Origin of the sequence: Streptomyces sp. TRM68367, from assembly GCF_014495685.1 — a bacterium.
Lineage (GTDB): Bacteria > Actinomycetota > Actinomycetes > Streptomycetales > Streptomycetaceae > Streptomyces.
The window spans coordinates 39,865-63,587 of sequence record NZ_JACTVI010000047.1 but is presented as its reverse complement, the minus strand read 5'-3'; the positions used below and the strand labels follow the sequence as shown (position 1 = coordinate 63,587).

Here is a 23,723-nt window from a genome sequence, read left to right as displayed (position 1 = left end):
GTGCAAGGACGGGCTGCGCCGCGTCCTTGCACCCCTCCCGTTCGGGCCCCGCTTTTTCTTTGCCGGGATGGGGAGGGGGGCATCCACCGGCACCGGCCCGGGGGCGGCTCGGCGCCGTACCCGTGTGCGGCACCACGAGCTTCCGCACAACCCAACGGCGCTGCGGCTCGGACGAAATCCGCAGAGACTGCCCCCTGTTGGGCCGGGATTTCACGTTGACCACCCCACCCAAGAAGGATAGATTTACCTATGTCGAGAGGGGGCAGGGCAAAGCCCCCGGAACCCACGATCCACCGAGGAGATCACCTTGGCCGAGGACACCGAAGACACCGAGCAGACCGAGTTCTGGATGGTGTGCGAGACCGGCGACATCGAGCCGTTCGACGACTACCACGACGCCTACGAGGCACTGACCTCCGCCGTTAAGCGTGACGTCGAGAAGCACGGCGAGGAGATGGCCCGCGAGTCGGGTGTGATCCACCCGTACGGCTACACGATCAACGTCATGCGCGACGGCCGTGATGTCACGGAGGACTGGGAGCGGAACGAGCCGTACAAGCCGCTGAGCATGGACTGAGCGGCCCCCCGGCTCCAGCTGTCAGCAGCGAGCCGGGATCCACCGAATCGCCGGGATGCGCGGCTGCGCCCACGCGCGAGCTCGCTCGTGAACGTCGTCGGACGCACGAGCCGGCGGGAATGCCGCGCCCGGCACCCATCCCCCTCTTCCGCTCTCCAGGGCGCCCGCCACGCGCCCCGCAGCTTCCGGCCGGGGAGCAACCGGCCTGCTTCGAAAGGACCCAATCATGCGTATCACCATCGCCCCGCACGCCTCCGAGGCGCGCGCCGCTCACGGCGGATACTCCGCCTTCCCCGTACGCGTGGCCCCTCTGCTCGCCATGCGCCTCACCGTGATGCGGGAGTACGCGGCATCCCGCAACCACCTCGCGGTCTGGGCCGACACCGCCAAGCAGGTTCACGAGGCCATCGCCGCCGTGTGCTTCGCCCAGGTCGGCCGTCGCCGTAAGTACCGCCGGATCGCCAGCCGTGTCGCGCTGGACGCCATCGTGGCGTACGAGAAGGCGTACGCCGTCTCCCTCTCGCGCGACGCAGCGGGCCACTACCACCCCGAGCCTGGCACCGAATACCCGTTCGCCGTCTCCGACGTCGGCCGCGCCGCCGCCGATCTCCTCGGCGACGAGTGGTTCGCAGACTCCGGGTCGTGGGGCGTGCGCGCCTACCTCCAGGCAGACGGCGAGAACAACGGCTACACCCTCGCCGTTTCCGACAGCGGAGTCCTGCACGTCGAGACCCTCCCCGACGCACACCGAACCGACGTCGTCGACGTGTGGTCCAGCGACAAGCTCGGCGACATCGCCGCCCGTGTCGCCGACACCATCCGCGAACTCCGCAAGGGCGACTGACCCGCCCCGCGCGACCGTGCCCCGGCCACCGGTCGGGGCACGGCCGCCGCGCCCCGGCTCAACCACCCGCCCGGAGCCGACCGGGCAACCCCCGTTTGAGAGGAAGGTCCCAACCATGACCACCACGGCCCGCAGCATCGTTCGGGAGACCGTTCGGCCGTTCTACACCCGCTACACCCCCACCAACGGCAAGCGACCGGAGGGCACCGAGTACGGCGTTGACGGATGGCTGTTCACGCTTCCCGGCGAGACGATCAACGGGCGACGGTTCCCCCAGCGCACCTATGCGGCGTTCCAGGTGTCCGAACACGGGATGTTGTTCTGGATGGTGCGCGAAGTCGGCGGCGAACGGCGTCAGCGCGGCAGCCACAGCACCAGCCGTACGGGCGCGGTCGCCCTGGCGGTGGCCGCTGTTGCCACCGAGCGGGAGCGCGCGGCGGACAACGCGCGGGGCGGTCGTACAGCGACGCAGCGGATCACCACCGAACAGGCCGCAGAGCAGCCCCAGGTGTACTCAGCCGAGGCTGAGCAGTTGGAGCGCACCCGCAAGAGCGAGGAGACCGCACGGCCGGTGACGGCGGAAATCCGGCTGGCGTACCCGCTCGCCGGGGGCGGTGCATCGCTGCGCCTGTACGACGCGAGCGGTAACGAGGTCGACCGCGAGCCGCTGACCGAACGCGGCGCGGCCGGTCGGGAGAACAACCCGGACGGGATCTATCTGGGATCGCTCACGTCCGGCGCGATGACGGCGGGACTGCTGCGGGCCGCCGGATGGCACCTGATGCAGTACGGGTTCAACTACGCACGGGGTGAGCAGTGGACGGCCCACCCCATGCGCGAGAGCGAGGCCGAACAGTGGGCAGCGTGGGCCCCGATGTTGCCCGACGGGCACGCCGCCACCCCCCTCGCCCGCGTAGCGATCGTCCCCACCCGTGAGCACCTGGCCCTGATAGAGCGCCGGTTCGGGACCGTGCCGGAGATCCCGGCCGTCGCCGGGCTGGAGTTCAAGCAGATGGAGCGCAGCCGGTGGCGCTCCACCACTCCGACCCGGGTTCTGGATCTGGTGTGGACCCCGCAGCTCGGCGCAGACCGCTGGTACGTGTGGGACGAGACCGACCGGCCCCGCATCATCGGCACCGCGCGCGGCAACGGCGCCTCAGGCGCGGCTGGCGCCCTCACGGCGGCCGGTCTGTCCCTCGCCTGACCCGCAGCCGTGCGGCCCCCGGGGGGGCCCTGGGACTTGGCCGCCTGCAACGGCCTCACCCCGATCCCCCTTCGCTACTGACCATGCCCGCCGGGCCCGGGCCGCGCGCCCCGGGCCCGGCGCCGAACGGAGCACATCCCATGCGACTGCGCATTCCCAAGTTCCACCCCCTCTCCGACATGCCACTGTTCGAGTCGCAGCGCACTCTGCGCGGCCACGCCTTCTACCCCGGCGCGAGCGTGCTGCGCTCCCTCGCCCCCCGTGAATCCCGCCTCCCGGCGGAACAGGTGCCGTGCGTCGTCTACCACTCGCCGTGGGGTCACCTGGTCGTCACCGAGATCCACCCGGAGAACCTGAACGGCTACGGCTGGACGTGCCTGTCGAACTACCCGGACGGCGCCGAGTGGGGAGACCTCGGGTACATGGGCGAGTTCGAGCGACGGCGCGGCACGCCATACGAGTTCTGGGAGCGCGACCTGCACTCCAAGGACCGCAACGCGGCTGCTGCTATCGCCCGCATCCTCAAGCGCTACGACGATCCCCCTGTACGGCGCAGCGTGCACAAAGAGCCCGAGCAGGCGCCCGCCGCCCCGGCCGGGCCAGCAACCCACCCGTCCGCCGCCCCCGTTGCCCGCGTGCCTCGCACGCCCCGGGGCGCCCTGAGCGCCCGCCGCTGACCCGAGACAGCCGGCCCGGGGCACGCACCCGGGCCGCCACGACGAACGGAGAATCGGCATGCCAAAGCCACTCATGTCGACCGACGAATACCAGCAGCTCCTCCGTGAAGTTGAAGAGGAGATAGCCCGTGACCGCGCTGCCATCCTGCCCAAGATCGCCGAGCACCAGGGTCTACAACCGGAGTTCCTGGAGCGCACGTTCCTGCAAGTCCGTGGCCTGTTCACCTTCCCGGCCGTCATGCCGGACACCCCGGAGAACCGGCGCACACTGGACAGCCGCGAACTGACCTTCGGCTACGACGTGATCGGCGGCCTAAGCGTGGCGCTCTTGGCGTTCCAAGACCTCCCGTGGATTACACCCCAGGACCTTCACGCCCTGGCCGAAGGGAACACCGTCAACTGGCATGCCCGCGTGCCCTGGGACCGCCTCACCCGCTGCCTGTGCATGACTCCCCAAGCTCCCTGATCGCTCAGACGGCCCGGGGTACGCACGCCCAGAGCCGCAGTGCGAAGCCACGGCCCCCGGCACCGACGTCCTCTTCGTCGGTGCCGGGGGCCGCGGCTTTGTTCGTTCGCTGCCTGTGCTGACGCCGCCTATTGACGCGGCGGCTGGTTCACCCAGGACTGCGGGTTTCGAACAGTCGGCCCCGGCGGAGCTGATACGGGGTACTGGGGCACCTGCGGTGCGGGGTAGGCGGCCGGTACCGGCTGTTGCGGGTAGGGGCCGGTCTGACTCCCGGGGGTGGGGGCCGGGAGTACACAGCGGAGCTTGGTCCCCGCGTACAGGGTGACGCTCCAAGCGGGTTGGTCGCTGAAGAGGCGCCACATGGGTTTGCCGTCGACCGTCGTCCGCTCGTAGCGGCCGAGCCGGAAGCCGATCGTCGTTCCTCCTTCGTCCTCCACCTCCATCAGGAGTCCGATCCACTCGGGGTTGAGGTCCTCGATCGGCCGTTCGGCCATCCCGTTGGGTGTCATCCCTTCCCCTCTCACGTCGAGGCCTCGCGTTCCTCGGCCGGCTCGGACGGCGTCGGCCCATGCGGCGTGCCCGCGTGCGCGACCGGGCCGGTAACAGGCTGGCCGGTCGGTGTCTCGCGTGCGGTAGTCGTGGCCGGTGCGGGGCGGTGATCCGGCGCAGGATCCTCCTGCGTGCTGTCGGACTCGGCGGCGGCGAGCTTGCGGACGGTTTCCACGGACTCGCCGAGCCGGTCGGCGACGGAACGGACGCCGTCGATCTGGAGCATCTGACCGGCGCTCTGGGCCTGTCGGTCCCGCAGCTCCTCTTTCGCGGTCTCGGCCTGGCCGCGCAGCCGGGCGGCGTACGCGGCGATCTTCTCCTCGGCCTCCGTGGTGACGTCCTCGATCTCCTGCGCTGCCAGTTCGTAGTCGGTGGCCAGGTCCTCCAGCCGCCGCTCTCGCTCCCAGTGCGCGGCCCGGCGTGCGCGCACTCGCTCGCGGGCGTCAACCTCCCGCGCCGATTTCCGCGGTCTCCGTTGAGCCATCCAACTCGCCTCCCCTGAACGATGGGTTCCGGGTCATTGTGGCCGATGAATCCACGCTTCCCACATGGGAAATTAGGGGCCTTCTCCGAATGACGCAGCCAGAGGCATTCAGAGGCAATCCGAATCAATTGATCTCGCCTGTGGATAACGCGAACTACGGGTTTTCCGCAGGTCCGCTCAGGAGAGCGGACCTGCGGAAAACCGGGGGCGCTTCGCGGTCCGTGAAGAAGGACGGTGCAGGTCGGATCGTTGGCTCGGCTCGTTCCTCGCTCGCCAACTCCCCCTCCCTGCACCCCCCTTCTTCACGGTCAAAGCTCTTGCATTCACAATGACACAAGGTAATCTGAGTTCATGATGACCATCCACAAGCTCTCAGCTGGGGATGGCTATCGCTATTACACGAGCGAGACCGTGACCGGCGATGTACGCCGTTCTCCCGACCGCGAACTGGGCGATTACTACACGGCGGAAGGAAATCCGCCCGGCGTATGGGTCGGTGGCGGAATCGCGGAACTCGGCGTCGCCGGGCCGGTGTCCGAGGAGCAGATGGAGGCCCTGTACGGCGAGGGGCTGCACCCGAACGCGGACAAGATCATCAAGGCGGCAGTGGCCGAAGGGCTGTCGCCTGCCGAGGCCACCCGCCGGGCGCGGCTGGGGCGCCGCTTCTACCGGTACGACCAGAGCGCCGGCCCCCTCGCGGCGAAGATCCAGGACGAGATCGAGGCCTTCGAGAGCCGCAAGGGACGGGAGGCGACGGCCGACGAGCGCAGGAAGTTGCGCGCCAAGGTCGGCGCCGTCGCCTACCGGACGGACTTCGGCCGATCACCCAAGGATGCCGAGGAACTCGCGCGCTACATCAGCGCCCACACCGGTTCACAGCAACAGGCCGTGGCCGCCTACGACTTGGTCCTGCGGGCGCCGGAGGACTTCGGCAAGGGCCTGTTCGGCACTGGCGACGAGGACGTGTGCCGGATCGTGATGGAGTGCGACGAAGAGGCGGTCCTTCAGACCATCACCTGGATCGAGGAACACGCGCTCGCCACCCGGACCGGCATCAACGGCGTCGCCCAGGAAGAGGTTCAGGGTGGTCTGGTCGCCACTCTCTTCCGCCACCACGACAACCGGCTTGGCGAGCCCCTGCTCCACCATCACCTGGTCGTGGCGAACAAGGTCCGCGGGGTCGACGGCAAGTGGCGCTCGATCGACGGCAAGCTGCTGTATGCGATGGGAGTTGCCGCTTCCGAGTACTACAACCAGCTCGTGATCGAGAAGGTCTGCGCCCGGCTCGGTCTGGAAGCCGAGGAGCGTGAAGTCACCCCGGGCAAGCGCCCGGTCATGGGCATCAAGGGCTTCGACGCCGGAGTGCTCAAGCCCCATGCGAAGCGCACGAAGGACATCGGCAAGCGGCTGGAGAAACTGCTCCGCGCCTACCGCCAGGCACACGGCAAAGAGCCGGGAACGGCAGCCCGGATGGCCCTCATCCAGCAGGCGACGCTGGAGACCAGGCCAGTCAAGAAGAAGGGGCGCTCCCTGGCCCAACTACGGTCGGGATGGCGCAAGGCATCGATCGCCGCGGTCGGGCAGAAACGTGTCGATGCCCTGCTGAGGACAGCACAGGCCAGCGCCTCCATACCCCGTAACGGCACCGTCGATCTCACCGAGAGCGACGTCGCACAGGCCGCGGAAGAGATCCTGGCGGTGGTCTCCGACCAGCGGGCCGTGTGGGGTGAGCGGCACGTGCTGGCCGAGGCACGACGCCACGTCGTACGCCTCACCCGGGGCCGCAGCACCGCAGCCGGCGGGCTCGCCGAGCGGATCACCGAGCGTGTGCTGTCGCAGGGTTCGCTGAGCATCACCCCGCCCGACCTGCACCGGCCCTTCGCCCCGCTGCTGCGGTCGGACGGCAGCAGTATCTACCGGCGTCGCGAGTCGGTCCTGTACACCTCCCGCGAGATCCTGGCCGCCGAGGACCGAGTCCTCAACGCAGCCCGCACCATAGTGAATCCCGCCCTCCACGGCGACCGGTTCGCGGCAGTCGCCAACCGATTCATGGGGCGCAGACTGGACGCCGGGCAACTACAACTCGCCAAGGATTTCGCCTGCGCGGACCGGCTCGTCGTCGGCGGCATCGGCCCAGCCGGCGCGGGCAAGACCACCGCCCTAGAACTCGTCCGCGACGCGGTGGCCGCCGGCGGCGGACGGCTCATACCCCTCGCCCCCTCCGCACGCGCGGCGAAAGTCATGGAGGGCGATCTCGGCACCACGGCGTACACGCTCCAAGGCTGGCTCGCCCAGCGCGACCGCCTGACCGAGGGCAGCATCGTCCACCGTGTCCTTCGGCGGGGCAGCAAGAAGCGCCGCGCGGCCTCCGCGCAGGAGTATGCGCTGCGGCCGGGCGACGTGATCGTGGTGGACGAGGCGGGCATGGCGGGCACGAAGAACCTCGCCCGCGTCGTGGCCGAGGCCGAGTGCGCCGGCGCCCTGGTCCGGCTCATCGGTGACCCCGCACAGCTCGGTGCGGTCGAGTCGGGAGGCGTGCTGCGCCTCCTCACCCGCGAGGTCGGCGTGGTGGAGCTGGAGGAGATCCACCGCTTCCAGACCGAGGGCGAGGCGGACGCCACCATGGCCTTGCGTGACGGTGATCCGACCGATGCCTGGAGCTGGTACCTGGACCAGGGCCGGGTCGTGGGCGGCGCCCGTGAGGAGATGTTGGACGCCGTCTTCGCCGGGTGGCAGCACGACGTCGAGTCCGGTGTGCAGGCCCTGATGATGACCGACGACGGCGAGATGGTCCGCGAACTCAACCTCCGCGCCCAGGCCTTCCAGCTGGCCTCGGGCCGACTCGACACGAACCGGACGGCCCGGCTGCGCGACGAGCTCCAGGCCGCGGTCGGCGACGTCATCGTGACGCGCAGGAACCAGCGCAAACTCTCGCTGCTGGGGGGCCACGACTGGGTGAAGAACGGCGATCAGTGGATAGTCGAGCAGATCGACCGACGCGGCAATGTCCGCGCCCGCCACACCGGCCACGGCGGCCGGGTCGTCCTGCCGCCGCGCTACCTACGCCGGCACGCGGAACTGGGCTACGCCTACACCACGCACCGCGCCCAGGGCATCACCGTTCAGGCCGCCCACGGCCTGATCACGGCCCGTACCTCGCGGGAAGCCGCGTACGTCGAGGCGAGCCGCGGCCGTCAGTCCAACCACCTCTACGTCGTCACCGATGACGCCCAGAACATGCGCGACGTGCTGGACACCGTGGCCCACAACAGCCAGGCGTCCATCTCGGCCCGGGAGATGATCGAGGTCGAGCAGGAACGCGCCTACGGCATCGGCCAGCTCATCTCCGAATACACCGACGTCTACGCCCGTGCCACCAGTCAGCGGCTGCACAACCTCCTGCGCCGTGTGCTCGGCCTAGCAGCCGAGATGTTCATCAGCGCGGACGCCTGGGAGGTCGCCGAGCGGTCCCTGCGCGCCGCCGAGGACGAAGGCTGGGACCTCGGCCGACTCATCCAAATGGCCTTCGACGAGCGGGACTTCGTAGACGCCGAGGACCCGGCCGCCGTGCTGGCCTGGCGCATCGACTACCGCGTCGAAGCCGGACGGCAAGCCGCCGAACGCGCCGCCCGAAAGGAAGCCGCACCTGGCGGCAGCCGCCCGCTGAAGACGCTCACCGCCGAACAGCTGCAACGCCTTCTGGACCTCGCCGAGCACCACCGCCGTGCCGCTCTGGAAGAACTCCTCCGCGCGGACGCATCCGTCGACAGCCAGCCCCGGCCCGTCATCGTGGACGGCCTTCCCCATCCCGCCTGGCCCGACCGGACACACGGACATCTCACCCGCGCCCAACTCGCCGCGGCCATCGCCCAGACCCGCGCCCAGATCCGCCGCGCGCAGGACGAAGGCGACCACGACACCGAGCGCGCCGCCGCCACACGGCACGCCCTCCTGCGGCGCGAACAGCGCCTACGCAGGACCATGCCCGCACGCGAACGCATGCGCGAGGACTGGCAGCGTGAACCCCGGCCCGGCGCCAGCCACACAGCGACGCAGCCCCTCGAAGCCACCCGTGCCGAGCGCACCGCCAACCTTCACCGGCAAGACGCAGCCCTCGAGCGACTCAAGCGCGCCCAGCTCATCGCCGCCAAGATCCGAGCCGAACAGCGGCTGCGCGATGAACTCCCGCACCGCCCGGTACCGGCCCCGGACCACAGCGGTCACCTGCCCGACTGGATCGCTCCGTCGGCCGCCGTACGGGACATGGACACCCCAGAGGGCTGGCGTCAGCACCTCGTCGAGCGCCGCTTCGTGCTCTCCGAGCGGCTGGAACAGATGGGACTGGCCCTGGCTCAGTCCCCGCCGTCATGGGCGCGGAGCCTCGGCCCGGTACCCCTTGCGGGAACAGAACTACGCGCGCAGTGGGAGCGCACGGCGGCGGTGGCCGAGGTGTGGCGTATCCGCCATGCTCTGGCCGACGACGTCCCCGGCATCGGTGAAGCGCCGTCCGATCCCCGTGACGCACATGCCTGGGAGATCTTCCAGCAGCGGATCGCCGAGGTCGGCCGCCGTGCGCGTGCGTCCGCCGCCGCTCGGCATCGGCCGGACGAACCGCTCGGCGGGATGCGGATCGCAGCCCGTACGGCCGAGAACCTTCACTACCGGCTGCTCGACGCCCAGGTGTCCGAGCCGGACGACCGGGAAGCGGTATCGGCCGCCGCCGCGGCCTTCGCCGAACTCGCCCTGCGGCGGGTCTTGGAAGGTGAAGAACCTGTTGAGGATTGGGTCGAGCAGATCCCTGCTCCGGCTGCGGAGGACGGCACTCAGCAGGACCAGTGGGAAGAACTCGTCGCAGCCCTCGCCGCCTATCGGCTGCTGAACGAGATCGACTCTGTCGAGCCTTTGGGGGAGACTCCTGATGAGGCCGACGAGCGTCAGCGGTGGGCCGAGTTGCACGAGGCGATGACGCTCTTCCAGCGATCCCGCATCCAGCAGCGCCTGGGAGAAGTCCGAGCGCACCGCGACGCCGAACGAGCGCGGCGCGGCCTGGCCCCTGTGGCACCGGCCCTGCCCTCGGACGATCTCGCACGCGGACGCCGGGCCGACAGCACCCAGGACGAACAGAACCACCACCGACGCCACGGCCCCAACGCGGGACCGCGCCGTGGGCCGGGAACCTGACCAAGAAGGAGACGACATGGACGAGCAGAACCAGAACACCACCGGCGAAGGGCTCACTGCCGAACAGCAGGAACTCCTCACACAGTTCGCCACCCGGCGAGCCGCACGACTCGCCGTGGCATCAGGTCGCACACCGGAGCTGTCGGCACTGGAGACCCGACTGAAGGAGATGGATGCCGCCTTCGCGGCCAGCCCCGACCGAGACAACCCACTGGCTCAGGAGAACCACGAACTCAAGCGCTACACGGCCATCCTCGAAGAGGCCATACGGGCATTCTGGGCCGGCGAACTGGTAGCTCACGGAGGGCAATAGCCCTGACCAACGCGTGGCACCTAGACGTGATCGTCCGCGGTCGGCCAGCGGCTGGATTCTCCGTGGTCAACTCGATCGCATTTCGGACCACCCTACGAATGGTGAAGGCTTCCGGTGCCTGGCGATCCGAGCCGCGCGGCCATGCTTGCTTCCAACCCTCCTGGGCAGATGAAGGCGGGCACCGGCAAAACCGTCATCACCATCGCCGCGCTGTTCCGAACCCTCCGGGGCTGATGACGATCCGCACCCCCATTCTGATGGAGCGAGGCTGGCCGTTGCGAACCTTCTTGGGCTGATGAAGACGAGGCACGGCCGCAGACTATCCAGGGACGGTCTGTGTCGAACCCTACAGGGCTGATCAAGCTATGCCAGAAGGGAGCGGTCCCCAATGGATCGTATGTTGCAAACCCCCTTGGGCTGATCACGACCGCAGTGGTCCTCGACCCACAGCTCGAACACCAATTTCCAGATGACGACGGTGACGATGCGGCTGCTGCCCGCAGACAAGGCCTGTCTCGAACCCTCGCGGGCTGATAACGGCGTGGTCGGGGAGGAAGAACAGCGCGAGCTATGGCTGTTGCGAACCCTTCTGGGTCGATGACAACGCGATGGCGACCTGGAGCCGTTCGAGCCGCTGTGGTTCCGAACCCTCTCGGGCTGATGACCACGGCGCACACGGGCTGGCGCAAAGTATGGGAAAAGCTGTTGCAAACCCTCCAGGGCTGATGACGACCGACACGGTCTTCGCACACTACGCCGGCCTGTCGATGTCGCGAACCGCCTTGGGCTGATCACTACATGCTCTCCGACGCGGATCAGGACTACCACAATACGCCTGGAAGTTCGCGCTCGATCAGCGTTGTCAGTGGCTCCCTGTACGTTCCCATCTACGTCAACGTCCTTGTAAGGGCGGTGCTTTGACGTGTCCTGACGTGCCGTCATCCACCCCGCTGGGGAGAAGTACGAGGGAGAGAGTGCGACTTCGCTTACAGATCAACACCCGGGCCCGGGAGATCCCGTGGGGAGATGTCCTCGCCCCGGGCCGCGGCATCATCTACGACGCCCTGTACCGGACCGCTCCCGAGCTGGCCGAGAAGATCCATGAGAACGGCTGGGGGCCCTACGGCATCGCCCCGTTCGGGCACAGCGCGCCCACATTCCCGAACGCACCCCGCGTCCGCGGAAAGTACCCGGTGCGCGGCACCGGCTACCTGGAGTTCGGCAGCCCGCTGCCCGAGCTGGTGCAGGCCCTGGCTCTGGACTTCATGAACCCCGAGCGCACATTGCTCGATTGGGGTGGGATCGCCCTCCAAGTCGCCAGCGTCACCGTCCAGCAGCCGCCGACGTTCACCAGTGGCCGGGCCCGGCTGCGTACCGCAAACCCGCTCCACCTCTCCGAGTACGATCGCCCAGGGCCCGGCGGCGAGCACACACCTGTGCGGGCGTTGCTTCCTGAGGATCCCGGGTATCCGGTGGCGCTGGAACGCAATCTCAATCGCCGTGCGGAGTCCTTCGGGCATGCGCCCGATATTGGCGTTGAGGCGATCACGTGGGTGGGGCCGCGCCGCTCGTTCCGGGTGACGGGCCAAGGCCATTCAGGGCAGCGGACCGGTGCCCGTGTGGAAGTCGAGATCAGCGGCGGTGCCCGCGCGCTGGCCGCGCTGTGGTCCGCGGGCATGGGGCAACAGACCGGGGCCGGGCTCGGGTGGGTGGTCGCGTGAGCGAACTGTCCGCCGAGCAGAGCGCGTTACGGCTCTCGCCACATCCCCTGCAGCGCGCCGGGGCCTTCGCCCTTACCGCGCTGGCCGGCGTACGGGTCCCGGACGAGGTGGTCGGCACGATGTTCGGCGATGCCACCGCCAAGCTGACCGCGGCTGCCGTGCAGGCTGCCCTCGTGAGGGACACCAAAGCCGAGGCCGGGTTCCTGCTGAAGTGTTCCTACAGCTTGTGGCCGAACAGCAAGATGAACCACCCGCGGAACAAGAAGCTTTCCGACGTCGAGGTCACCGAGGCTGTTCGGGCCTGGCGCACCGTCCCCGCGCCTGAGAGCTGGCCGGAGGCCGGTTGCGCACTGTGCGATGCGGCGGCGGTCGGGTTCTTCGGCAAGAGCGACATCGTCCTCGCCGAGTCGATCGCCTACCGCAACACCACCCCACGCGGGCACGCCGGCCTGGCCCTGTGCTGGCCATGCGTCTGCTCCTTCCATGCGCTCCCCTTCGGCAGCCACCTCTCCGGCGGCCCGAGCACGATCGTGCACACCTGGGACGAACGCCTCGCCGCTCACACCGCCCGCAGACAGGTGCATCGCAACGGGCTACTGATCACCGCCGGGGCGAAACCGGCCAGCCCGAAGCCAGAGGTGATGGCGCTGGCCGCGCTTCGCGGTTACGAGCACCGCGTCACGGCCGGGGTGGAACTCCTGGTTTTCACCAATAACAACCAGGAGCAGGCCCTGTCCACCCACGCGGTGGATCAGCCGCTCGCCGAATGGCTCCGCACCACCACCCGGCTCCCCGAACGGCGCACAGGCCTCGCATGCCTGCTGCGCGCCTGCCGCACCGCCAAGGGCAGCGGCGCTCAGAACCTCGCCTGGAGGGTGTTCAACCGGCCCGAGAGTATCCCCGCCGTTCTCGCTTCCTACCTGGCCGCCCGCACCGAGGCCCGCGGCATGCCGGTGCCCGAGTCCCTGGCCGCTGCCGAACTGATCGGCTCCTACCTGCACGAGGTGATGCACATGGACGAAAAGGATCTGGCCGAGATCCGCCGGACCGCGCAGCGCGTTGCCGCGCTGTTCAAGCCCGATGACACCGGGGGCAAGCTCACCGGCTTCCACGCGCTGTTCCGTGCCGGTCGCGGCACCGACCTGCGTAACTGGCTGCAGCGTCACTCCGTGGAATGGGTCCTGACCCGGCCTGACGACGGCGCACCGCTGATCACCGAGAACGGGTTCGAGCTGCTGTTCTCTCCCAGCCAGGACGGCAACGCCTGGTTCTTCCGCCAGTACCTGCTGACCTCCGTCCTCGCCGAGCTGCACCGCCGCGGCTGGCAGCCCAAGGACGCCAAGACCGTCGTCGAGGACTTCGACGCCGACGCCATCGACCCCACCGACGCCGAAGCCCTTGAGGAAGGAATCACTCAGTGACGCACCTCGCCGGAAAGCTTGCCCTCGACATCCAGGCTGGCGCCCCGAACAACGGCCGCGGCCAGGACAACGTCGGCACGGTCAAGAAGATGCACGTCGGCCGCGACACCTACCCCTACATCGCCCCCCAGGCCGTGCGCCGCTGGTGGCGCGACAGCCTTCCCGCCGACGAGCCCGTCTCGCCCGTCATCCGCGAGGGCAAGGGAAAGAAGCAGCAGGCATACACCAAGGGCCGGCCGGACCAGTTCCTCGACGATGATCTGTTCGGCTACATGGTCGCCATCAGCGGCTCGGACAGCTCCTGTCAGCGCGACACCGTCCTCGCCACCGGCACCTTCGTCAGCGTCACCCCCCAGCGGATCGCCTCCGACTTCGGCACCATGACCCGCGGCTTCGGCGCCGACGACAACCCGGTCATCCACGAGCACGAGTTCTACACCGCCGTGTGTGCCGGTGACATCAACCTCGACCTGCCCCGTGTCGGCACCTTCGAGACCGACGGGCAGGGCATCCGCATCGCCCTGCCGCCGCAGGCTGCGGAGGAAGCGGTAGCAGCGGGCGCCACCGAGGCCACGTTCCGCGGTGTGTCGGCCCTCGTCCTCGACATCGCCGAGCGCCGCCGCCGTGTCGCCCTCGTACTGCGTACCCTCGCTGCCCTGCGCGGAGGAGCCAAGCCCGCCGCCCACTACGGCGACCGCACTCCGGCCCTCATCCTCCTCGCTCCGATGAAGGGCGGCGTCAATCCCTTCACCCGCGTGCTGGCCAACAAGGACGCCAAGCCCGCCTTCGCCGCTGACACCCTCGCCGAAGAGATCGCCGCCTGGCATGACGAGCTCGACGGCCCGGTACGGATCGGGTGGGCGCCCGGATTCCTCGGCGACCAGCGCGACCGCGCCCGCCGCGACCTCGCCGACCTCATCACCGCGGGCACCGTGGTGATCGACCACCCGCGCACCATCCTCAACAGCCTGGCCCAGGAGATCGAGAACGGCACCCACGACGCCTGGTTCGAGGACGTCAAGGCATGACCACAACACCCGTCACGGCGCTGGAGGCCACGTTCACCGCCCCGGTGGCCAGCTTCCGCAACCCCTTGTACTCCGGGGTTCAGGTCGGTCTGCCCTGCCCGCCGCCGTCCACCGTCGGCGGCATGCTCGCCGCTGCGGCCGGCGGCTGGCAGCACATCTCCGAGACCTTCCAGTTCGCCATGGCCTTCCACGCCCGGGGCAAGGGCGTCGACCTGGAGACCTACCACCCCCTGGACGCCAAGGGCCGGCCTACCAACCCCGGGCCCAAGGACCGCGAATTCCTGGCCTTCACCACTCTGACGGTCTGGATCACCGACCAGCCCGAACGTTGGCGCAGCGTCCTGCGCCGCCCGGTCTGGCCGCTGCGTCTCGGCCGCAGCCAAGACCTCGTCGGTCTCCTCCTCAACACCGTCGATCTGACGCGAACCCCGGGCGAGCAGCGCGGCGCCCTGGTCGAGGACCGACCCGGCACCGCCGGAACAGCATTGCGTCTGCCCACGGCGATCCGCATGGACAGGGCCCGCACCGTGTGGGGCACCTACCGCTTCGACGCCACCGGCACCACCACCGCCACCGTTCCCGACAGTTACAGCACCCCCACCGGGCAGGCCGTCACCCTGCTTCCACCCGCCCACCCCGTAACCGCAGAGGCATAGATGCTCGTGCCGTCATCAACCCCACCAGAATCACGAGGACTTGACAGGCCCCCCGTGTTGTCCCAGGTGCTGGCCAAGAGCACCAGGGGCGACTGGCAGGCTGAACCGTTGACGGTGCACCTGAGCGCGGCCCTGGACGCGGCCCGGCTCGTGGCCCGGCGCACCGGCCAGATCACATTCGTCGCAAGGATCCTGCCCGGCTTCTGGGACACGGTTGCCCTGGCCGATCTGCTGCACGATGCGGGGAAGATCCCCGACGGCTGCCAGCTCATGCTCGCCGGGGGGCCAGTCTGGGGCGAGCGCCACGAGGTGCTCTCCTTGGGATTCGTCGAGCTGGTCGCGGACGACGAGCTGCGGGCATGGGTGGCGGCAGCCGTCGCTACCCACCACCGGCCGTTGACGAACTCCCCCAGATCGCTTGCCGCGCTGTACGGGGCAGCACCGGTCGGCGAGTGGCGGGCACGGTTTGCTCCCGTCGGTCAGGCCGCCGCGGACGAGTTGGCCGAATGGCTCTACGAGACCGCGTCCGCAGCGGGACTGCCGGTCAAGCCGCTGTCCGTCGGCGCGGACTGGGTCGCCCAGGCCCACAGGGAGCTGAATGGGCTGCTGGACCGCTGGGAGTACGGGGTCGACCCGGAGGAGGGGTTGGTCGCGGTCGTGCTCCAAGGCGCGGTGACCATGGCCGATCACCTCTCGTCCGCCCACGGCAGGCTGCACTTCACCCAGCCCATGGGCCCGGCCTTCGCTGCCCGGCTGGAGGCGGCAATCACAGCCAAGGGCTACAGCCTGCGACCGCACCAGCGGCGCGCAGCGGCGGTCGAAAACCACCTGCTACTCAGGTCCAGGACCGGCAGCGGCAAGACCGAGGCCGCCTGGCTGTGGGCCTGCCGCCAGACCGCCACCATGCACGCCGCGGGACAGGGGGTGCCCCGCGTCTTCTACACGCTGCCCTACCTCGCGTCGATCAACGCCAACGCGGACCGCACCACTCGGGAACTGGGCTCGGCAGACCAGGTCGGTGTGGCGCATGGGCGAGCAGCCGCCTACCACCTGGCCAACGCGGTGTGTCCGGAGGACGGGGACGCGGAACGGGTGACCGCCGCGCGCAAAGCAGTAGCTCGGCAGGCAACCACCCGGCTGTTCAAGGAGACGGTGAGGATCACCACCCCCTACCAGCTGCTGCGCGCCGCACTAGTGGGAGCGGCCCACTCCTCCCTGCTGGTGGACGCGGCGAACTCGGTGTTCATCATGGACGAGTTGCACGCCTACGACACCGAACGGCTCGGCTACATCCTGGCCATGATGAGCCTGCTGGAACGGCTCGGCGGACGCTTCGCCGTCCTGTCCGCCACCCTGCCCGATGCCCTCGCCGAACTCATCGAAGACACCCTCGCCGGGACCGTGACCCGCACCGACGATGCCGACAGCCACCAACCAGCCCGGCACCGCATCCGTACCCGCCCCCACCAGCTCACCGACCCGGCCGCGATCGCCGAGATCGCCGAGCGCCTGCACAACGGTGAATCCGTCCTCGTCGTCGCCAACAACATCCGTCAGGCCCAACAGCTCTACGACGAGCTCGGCCCCATCGCACGCCAGTTGTTCGGCCCAGAGGCCGCGGCCCTGCTGCACTCCCGTTTCAAGCGCCGCGACCGAAGCCGCCTGGAACAGCACATCACCGAACGCCACAGCGTCGACCGCACCCGGAGGGGTGAGCGGCTGCCCGGACTGGTCGTCTCCACACAGGTCCTCGAAGTCTCCATGGACGTCGACTTCGACGTCCTGTTCACCGCCGCCGCAGACCTCGAAGCCCTCGCCCAGAGATTCGGCCGAGCCAACCGGATCGCCGCCCGTCCCCCGGCCGACGTCATCGTGCACGCCGCCCGCTACACCCCGCGCCAGAATTCACCGGGCGAATGGTTCGCCGACGGGATCTACCCGCAGGCCCCCACCCTGGCAGCCTGGCGCATCATCACCGCACACGACGGACAGCGCGTCGACGAAAACGACATCACCGGATGGCTCAACCAGATCTACGCCACCGACTGGGGCACAGCATGGCGAAAGGACGTGCTCTTCCACCGAGACCGATTCGCCGCCACCTTCCTGGACTTCACCTATCCCTTCGACAGCCGCGACGACCTCGCAGAGCGGTTCGACGAACTCTTCGACGGCACCGAAGCCATCCTCACCGCAGACCGCAACAACTACGCCGCCGCGCTCGACCGAGCCCGAGGCCGCGCCGGCCGGCTACTGGCCGATGACTACCTCATCCCGCTGCCCGCCAGCGCCGTTCCCCGAGCGCGCTACGACACGGAACTGAAGGTGTACGTCATCGACGGGGCCTACAGCAGCGAGCACGGGCTCACCGCCGTACGAGACCCGGGTGCTATGTACCGGAAGGAAGAGCTTGCCTGATCGGCACGACACACCCTCACGGTCGGCGAGCACCCGCCGTGAAGGCTCCACGGTCTCAGGTTGGGCGGAGTGGTCGTCATCAGCCCAAGAGGGTTGGAAATGTCGCGTCCAGCGCACGGAGGAGGGCCTCTTCCGGCGTCGTCATCAGCCCAGGAGGGTTCGCAACTGCACGGGGATGCCCTCACGCAGCGCTGCGGCGGCAGTCGTCATCAGCCCAAGAGGGTTCGCAACCCGTACAGCGTCGCGCGGGCGCCGGAGCCACCGACGCGTCGTTATCAGCCCAGGAGGGTTTGCAACATGATGAGCAGCAGCCGAGTGAACGCCTCGGACTCGTCGTCATCAGCCCAGGAAGGTTCGCAACCTGTGGGTGGAAATGCCGCGCTGGAGGCTGACCGCGTCGTCATCAGCCCAAGAGGGTTCGAAACCTCGACGGCGGGCTGGTGGTCCGGCACACCTGCGACGTCGTCATCTCCCAGGAGGGTTCACAACGTTGCCTGGACGGTCAGGCGGGCGCTGGTTTGTTGGCGTCATCAGCCCAGGAGGGTTCGCAACACCGCACCGCGGCCCGGCCGCTGGCCGATCGGGTCGGTCGTCATCAGCCCAGAAGGGTTCGGAACAGTTCATCGAGGAAGACCTGCTGAGGTTCGCGGGTCGTGGTCATCAGCCCAGGAGGGTTCGCAACTAGCAGCGAGCCAAGGTGGCGATAGAGGCTTGCCTGTCGTCATCAGCTCAGAGGGGTCGCGCCACCCGGGCGAGACCGCCCTGGCCGCCCTGGTCTGCGGTCGTCATCAGCCCAGGGGGTTCGCAACAGGTAGTGGAGCGTCAGCTCGTGCCGCAGCCGGCGGTCGTCATCAGCCCAGGAGGGTTCGGAACTGGCAGATGCGGACGGTACGGGGGCTGGCCTGTTGTCGTCATCAGCTCCGGAGGGTTCGAAACCCCCGCGTCAGCGCGAACCAGCACCGCATCTCGTGTCGTCATCGGCCCAGGAGGGTTCGAAACAGGCGGAGGCGGCCGTTGCAGACGGCGGAGATCTGCCGTCGTCATCAGCCCAGGAAGGTTCGCAACATTGTAGAGATCATCGGCGGGCCACTAAGCAGCGAGGCCAGTACCAGCCCGAGAGGGTTCCAAACGGGATCAGGAAGCCGCCGTCTGCGGGCACGTTCGAAGTCGTCATCAACCCAGGAGGGGTCGAAACACGAACGGGCGGGTCGCGCCGAGCATCTCAACGTCGTGTCGCCATCAGCCCGGGAGGGTTCGGAACATGCGCGCGTACCGCAGGAGCCCGGCCAGTCCCCACGTCGTCATCAGCCCAGGAGGGCTCGAAACCAGTACATGAGGGCGCCCGGCGGGGGGCTCGGTCCGTCGCCATCAGCCCTGGAGGGTTCGAAACACCATGCCGCCCGGGATGGTCTCCACCCCGATGTCGGTCGTCATCAACCCAGGAGGGGTCGCAACGCCACGTGGTGTGTGATGTTGGTTGCGGCCATCAGCCGTCTTCATCAGCCCAGGAGTGGTCGAAACGTGGACCGGATGGAGCGGGGACGTGTGCCGTACGGCGTCTCCACCACCCCAAGAGGGTTGGAAACCAGCTTAGGAGTGTAGGCAGGGAAGCTACACAACAAGTCGTTATCAGCCCCGGAGGGTTCGAAACCCAGCGGACGCCCACGGCGCGCGCAAAGTCCTCCGGCACACCGTCGCTGACCATGGCCATGATGACGGAGTATGTGGGGCCTACCATGGTGGCCCCTCTCTGGGAGGATGCGAAGGCTTAGCCCCCTGGCATCGCGGCCCCGGGAGCATCGCGTCGATGGACCAGGAGAACGATGCAGCTTCGTCGCCTTCGCATCCGGAACTTCCGCAACTTCCGGGACCTGGTTATTGATCCGTTCCCTACCCCGGCAGTGATCGTCGGCGAAAACGGCGTGGGCAAGAGCAATCTTCTACACGCTCTACGCCTGGTGCTCGACCCGGACCTGCCGGACCGGCGGCGCCACTTGCAGGCGGAGGACGTCCACGATGGCTCTCCCACCCTGGCCGAAGGAGCTCAGGTCGTTGTTGAAGTCGAACTTGCCGACTTCGACGACGATCCCGACGCACGAAGCGAACTGGACGGGGCCATCGTCAGTGTGGACCCGCTCGTTGCCCGACTTACCTATCTATTCAGGCCCAAACAGTCACCTGCGCTGCTGCTGGGTGAGGAAGAGCCCGAGCCACTGACACCGAACGACTACGAGTGGACCATCTTCGGAGGCACTGATCCGAGTAACACCATGCTCGGCGCCAAGCGGTATGCCGCCTTGTCGGTGCTGCCAGCGCTGCGGGATGCCGAAAGCGACTTCGCCCGCCCAGACCGCAGCCCGCTGACGAGCCTGCTCCGCGAGCTTCCCCCATCGCAGGCGAGCATCGACAAGACGCTGGAGGCCATGCGCAGCGCCCGGGAAGAACTCGGTCGCGACGCCAATGTCCAGCAAATCGCCGACCTGATCCGCAAGCGGGTCGTGACGATGGCTGGGCCCCGTCTGAATCTGGATCCGTCGCTCGCCTTCGTCGGGCGGGACGAGGATCTGTTGCGCAGTATCCGGCTGTTCATCGATGCCTCCGCTGCACGGGGCGTCGACCGGACCTCCACGGGCACGGCCAACGTTCTCTATCTCGCTCTGCTCCTGGAGTGGTTGAGACTGCGCCGCGGTGCTGTCGATGGTGCCGATACGCTGCTGGCGGTCGAGGAGCCGGAAGCTCATCTCCACCCCACTCTGCAGCGGCACCTGTTTGCGCACCTGCTCAGCGAGCCCAACCGTCTGCTGCTGACCACGCACAGCCCGCACATTGCCGCCGTTACCCCTCTGCCCAGCATGGTGCTGCTGCTTGACGCAGGCACGGGGACCGAGGCCCGTGTCATGGCCCCTGACCTGCTCACGTCGCGCGAACGTGCCGACTTGGAGCGTTACGTTAACGTCAACCGGGCAGAGATCCTTTTCGCCCAAGGAGTCGTTCTCGTCGAAGGCGTCGCCGAGACCTACTTGCTGCCCGCGCTGGCCCGGGCAGCGGGATTTGACCTGGACGCCCACGGCATTGTGGTCGCCAGCATCGACAGCAGCAACTTCACCCCGTACGCGAAACTGCTCGGTCCCTCCGGCTTCAACCGCGTCTTCAGCATGTTGACCGACGGCGACGCCGTCGACACCGAGGAGGACGAAAAGTACCGACGCGAACCGGGCCTGACCCGCGCCGTCGACCCTCTGGAACTCCTGGCCAACCCGACGGTGGCCGAGACCTTCGACGACGCATTGGACGCTTTGCTGCAGCAGGAGCTTCCGGCCGATGGAGGAGCGCGGCAGGGGCGTCAGGAACTCGTGGTCACCGCTGCCGGCTTCGGAGTCTTCGTCGGCCCCAACACGCTGGAGACCGACATCGCTCCATTGCTGAACGCGGAGATGCAAGCGGCTTTCAACGACCTCGTCCTCAGCCCGCGACGACGCCGGACCTTCGGCCAGGCCCTGCAGACCGTTGCCTTGGGCCGTTCCACACCCAGCCAGCGTGATGCGCTGATCTCGCGCATTGAGCGCGATCCTGTCAGCAAGGGTCGCTTTGCCCAGCGCCTCGCGGCCCACGTCGAGGGTTGTGACGTGCCCGCCCGGGTCCGACAGCTCCTGGGACACCCCGAAGACCAGCCCGTGTCTACGAGTGACTTGCTCGCGCTGCCCGGGTGCGGCCCGCTGCTGGCCCTCCTGGATGGCCTCCGGCGACGGTACGAGAATCTGCCGCTCGCTCCCACCGCGGAGGAAGCCGATCCACCGCAGGCTGCCTCCCCGGAGCCCGGCGCATGAGCCCATCTCAGGCCTACGCGGCGGAATCCGGTCCAGCACATCTACGCCTGCCGCCGGCCCTGGCACAGGAGATCGTCGATCTTCATCCCCAACAGCGCCAGGCCGTACGCCACCAGGGAAACCTCGTTCTCGTAGCCGGCCCTGGTGCGGGCAAGACGAGGACCCTCGTGGCCCGGGTCGGACAGCTCCTGGCGACGACCAGCCCCCACCGTGGGGTTGCAGCGATCACCTACACCGATACGGCGGCAGCAGAGGTCACCACCCGCCTGCGAGCGCTGGGCATTCGCCCTGGTCGAAGGCTCGCGAGCCGTACCGTGCACGCCTTCTGTCTGCATCACATCCTCCGGCCTTATGCGCGGTTCACCGACATCCCGTACGCGGACAACCTCACCATCCTGGATGAGGCTCAAAGCAACCAGCTTTGGGCAGAGGCCGCGTTCGCGGTTGGCCTCCCCGTGAGGGACAAGCCGGATGCACTACTGACCAAGATCCGCCGTCTCATGGCCTCCGGGGAGGGCACGGAGGGGTACCAGCATCAGTTCGTTTCAGCTGTCCGCCATTACGAACAGGCCTTGATTGACAGCGACTGTTGGGACTTCGACGCCATGCCGGGCCGGGCCCTGGCTGTTCTGCGGACCAGCCAGCCCGCTCGCGACATGCTCAGCGCACGATTCCCCCATCTGGTCGTCGACGAGTACCAAGATCTCAACCCAGTTCTGCACGCCGTGGTCGTCGAACTGCTCGCCTCCGGCGTGCAGGTGACCGCTGTCGGCGACCCCGATCAGACCATGTACGCATTCCAGGGCGCCGACATCCGCTACCTCAAGGAGCTCCACGAGCGGGACGACTTCACCACCGTCCAACTAACGGTGAACTTCCGCAGTGGCAGCACCCTGGTGGCCGCCGGACGCGGTGTGCTCGGTGTGGACCGCGGCTACCGAGCAGACCCAAATCAGGAAGCGCCCGGCACCGTAACCCTCGAAGAGGTCTCTGGCGATCTCGACGACCATGCACAACGCACCGTCGACGTCGTCCACCAGCGCATCGCGGCAGGCATCCCGCCGGAAGACATCGCGGTGCTCTACCCGGGCAACAAGAACCTCCTCGCTCGTTTGATCAACGCGCTCCAAGCTGCCGACCTACCGTGCGACATGGAACGGACCCGCAAGATCCCTGGCGGCCCGCTGGCCGACTTCGTCTCCGCGTGTACTGCTCGCCGCCTTGCCGGCCCCGTACCCGGCGGAGGGGGCCCGGCACCCGAGCGCCAGGATCTGGATGAGGACGCGCCACGTCTTCCACAGGAGCCGTTGCAGCGCCGGTCCTCCTCAGCTCAACCTGCGCGAACGATCAGGGACCTGGCCACAACGTGGCACCGTCACCGACAGGCAGCGGGCATCACTCTGGAGGATGAGACCCCGCGCGCCCTCGCCCGCCAACTCCTGGAAGTGCTTGACGCGCCTGAACGCGAGACGCCAGAGGACGATGCCGGAGACTTCCTCAACCGCCTGCTCAGCCACCTCGACATCGACCAGGTGGCCCAGCTCAGCCCTGACCTCCGAATTCAGCAAGCCCCCAGCACACTCCAGGCCACCGTGCAACAGGGCCTGACTATGGCCGAACTCGCCGGCGACCGGGCCCCAGGCCGCATTGTGCTCACCACCTACCACAGCGCCAAGGGCCGCGAGTTCTCCGTCGTCATCCTCCCGGGTCTGGTCGATGGCCTCATGCCCTTCTATTTCGCCACCCGTGGACTGTCGAACGGAGACCTCAAAGAACAGCGCCACAACTTCTACGTTGCGGTCACCCGAGCCCAGGACGAAGTCGTGCTCATCACCGGAGACCACTTCACCGATCCCTACCACGGCGTCCGTACCCGAGGCCGATCCCGGTTTGTGGACGACATCGTCAATCAAATGAGCGATCCGGGCTGACGACCGCCGCCACTGCCAGAGAGTGCACACCCCAGCAGTTGCCCCACAGTCCCGGCTTACTTCATATCCGCCCGAGCTACAGGGCTGGCTGCGGCTGAATACCCAGGTCCAACGCGTGGAGGACGGTGGAGAAAATCATGGATCGTTCCCCGCCAGCGGACGGCAGGCCCCCCTCCAACGTCCCGATCCAACCGTACGGAACGTCCGAAGCATGGTCTTTCAGAACCTGCGCCACACCGGTGTCCTCGTGATGTCGCGCCCAGGCGATGACCTGAGCCGCGTCAGCGTCAGAGAGCGCTGCTGCCAGCAAGTAGCACCTCAGAACAAGGCGCGCGTAACCTTCCCAGTAGCCTCCCACCGGCCCAGCTACCGTGGCGCGCACCAATGCAGCAGCACGCTCGTCCGCGATCTGTGATCTGCCGCACT

Annotated in this window: 17 protein-coding genes; 15 read left to right on the top strand and 2 right to left on the bottom strand. The window is 68.2% G+C overall.

Going from position 1 to position 23,723, the window contains the following annotated elements; all coding sequences use genetic code 11:
- Window positions 1-307: 307 nt before the first annotated feature.
- From H8R17_RS26655 to H8R17_RS26635, 5 genes are all read left to right on the top strand, one after another.
- Window positions 308-577, top strand: coding sequence for a hypothetical protein (locus H8R17_RS26655; RefSeq protein WP_187825749.1), 270 nt, complete (start codon window positions 308-310; stop codon window positions 575-577).
- A 226-nt stretch (window positions 578-803) separates the two neighbouring features.
- Entirely contained in the window at window positions 804-1,421 is a 618-nt protein-coding gene (locus H8R17_RS26650; protein ID WP_187825748.1) for a hypothetical protein, read from the top strand.
- Window positions 1,422-1,536: 115 nt separating this feature from the next.
- Window positions 1,537-2,625, top strand: a complete 1,089-nt coding sequence (locus H8R17_RS26645; protein ID WP_187825747.1) for a hypothetical protein — start codon at window positions 1,537-1,539, stop codon at window positions 2,623-2,625.
- A gap of 140 nt (window positions 2,626-2,765) precedes the next feature.
- Window positions 2,766-3,302, top strand: a complete 537-nt coding sequence (locus H8R17_RS26640) for a hypothetical protein (protein ID WP_187825746.1) — start codon at window positions 2,766-2,768, stop codon at window positions 3,300-3,302.
- A 58-nt stretch (window positions 3,303-3,360) separates the two neighbouring features.
- Window positions 3,361-3,768 carry a hypothetical protein gene (locus tag H8R17_RS26635; RefSeq protein ID WP_187825745.1) on the top strand — a complete coding sequence of 136 codons (408 nt, stop codon included), beginning with the start codon at window positions 3,361-3,363 and terminating at the stop codon, window positions 3,766-3,768.
- A 128-nt stretch (window positions 3,769-3,896) separates the two neighbouring features.
- Here the strand turns inward: H8R17_RS26635 and H8R17_RS26630 are convergent, their stop codons facing one another.
- Window positions 3,897-4,277 carry a hypothetical protein gene (locus H8R17_RS26630; protein WP_187825744.1) on the bottom strand — a complete coding sequence of 127 codons (381 nt, stop codon included), beginning with the start codon at window positions 4,275-4,277 and terminating at the stop codon, window positions 3,897-3,899.
- Between the two features lie 11 nt (window positions 4,278-4,288).
- Window positions 4,289-4,747, bottom strand: a complete 459-nt coding sequence (locus H8R17_RS26625) for a hypothetical protein (protein ID WP_187825743.1) — start codon at window positions 4,745-4,747, stop codon at window positions 4,289-4,291.
- Window positions 4,748-5,152: 405 nt separating this feature from the next.
- On the opposite strand from H8R17_RS26625, the gene mobF reads away from it, so the two are divergent.
- The 10 genes from mobF to H8R17_RS26580 all read left to right on the top strand — a co-directional run bounded on the left by mobF (window position 5,153) and on the right by H8R17_RS26580 (window position 23,297).
- Window positions 5,153-9,982: a MobF family relaxase gene (gene mobF / locus H8R17_RS26620; protein ID WP_187825742.1), complete on the top strand. Its 4,830-nt coding sequence runs from the start codon at window positions 5,153-5,155 to the stop codon at window positions 9,980-9,982.
- A 16-nt stretch (window positions 9,983-9,998) separates the two neighbouring features.
- Entirely contained in the window at window positions 9,999-10,295 is a 297-nt protein-coding gene (locus tag H8R17_RS26615; protein ID WP_187825741.1) for a hypothetical protein, read from the top strand.
- 469 nt (window positions 10,296-10,764) lie between these two features.
- Window positions 10,765-10,896, top strand: coding sequence for a hypothetical protein (locus H8R17_RS47420; RefSeq protein ID WP_262505524.1), 132 nt, complete (start codon window positions 10,765-10,767; stop codon window positions 10,894-10,896).
- Between the two features lie 373 nt (window positions 10,897-11,269).
- On the top strand, window positions 11,270-12,016 hold the full coding sequence (locus H8R17_RS48835; RefSeq protein ID WP_187825740.1) for a CRISPR-associated endoribonuclease Cas6: 747 nt from the start codon (window positions 11,270-11,272) through the stop codon (window positions 12,014-12,016).
- Window positions 12,013-13,437 (top strand): hypothetical protein, encoded by a 1,425-nt coding sequence (locus tag H8R17_RS26605; protein WP_187825739.1) that lies wholly within the window; start codon window positions 12,013-12,015, stop codon window positions 13,435-13,437. The genes H8R17_RS48835 and H8R17_RS26605 overlap by 4 nt, the downstream gene beginning before the upstream one ends.
- Window positions 13,434-14,465, top strand: coding sequence for a type I-B CRISPR-associated protein Cas7/Cst2/DevR (cas7i, locus tag H8R17_RS26600; protein WP_187825738.1), 1,032 nt, complete (start codon window positions 13,434-13,436; stop codon window positions 14,463-14,465). Before H8R17_RS26605 ends, cas7i begins: the two co-directional genes overlap by 4 nt.
- Window positions 14,462-15,121: a CRISPR-associated protein Cas5 gene (gene cas5, locus H8R17_RS26595; RefSeq protein ID WP_187825737.1), complete on the top strand. Its 660-nt coding sequence runs from the start codon at window positions 14,462-14,464 to the stop codon at window positions 15,119-15,121. Before cas7i ends, cas5 begins: the two co-directional genes overlap by 4 nt.
- Window positions 15,122-15,235: 114 nt before the next feature.
- Window positions 15,236-17,539: a CRISPR-associated helicase Cas3' gene (gene cas3 / locus H8R17_RS26590; protein ID WP_316959541.1), complete on the top strand. Its 2,304-nt coding sequence runs from the start codon at window positions 15,236-15,238 to the stop codon at window positions 17,537-17,539.
- 1,823 nt (window positions 17,540-19,362) lie between these two features.
- Complete coding sequence (locus tag H8R17_RS26585; RefSeq protein WP_187825735.1) at window positions 19,363-21,366, top strand: ATP-dependent endonuclease; 2,004 nt, start codon at window positions 19,363-19,365, stop codon at window positions 21,364-21,366.
- Window positions 21,363-23,297, top strand: coding sequence for an ATP-dependent helicase (locus H8R17_RS26580; RefSeq protein ID WP_187825734.1), 1,935 nt, complete (start codon window positions 21,363-21,365; stop codon window positions 23,295-23,297). Before H8R17_RS26585 ends, H8R17_RS26580 begins: the two co-directional genes overlap by 4 nt.
- The last annotated feature ends 426 nt before the right edge of the window (window positions 23,298-23,723 follow it).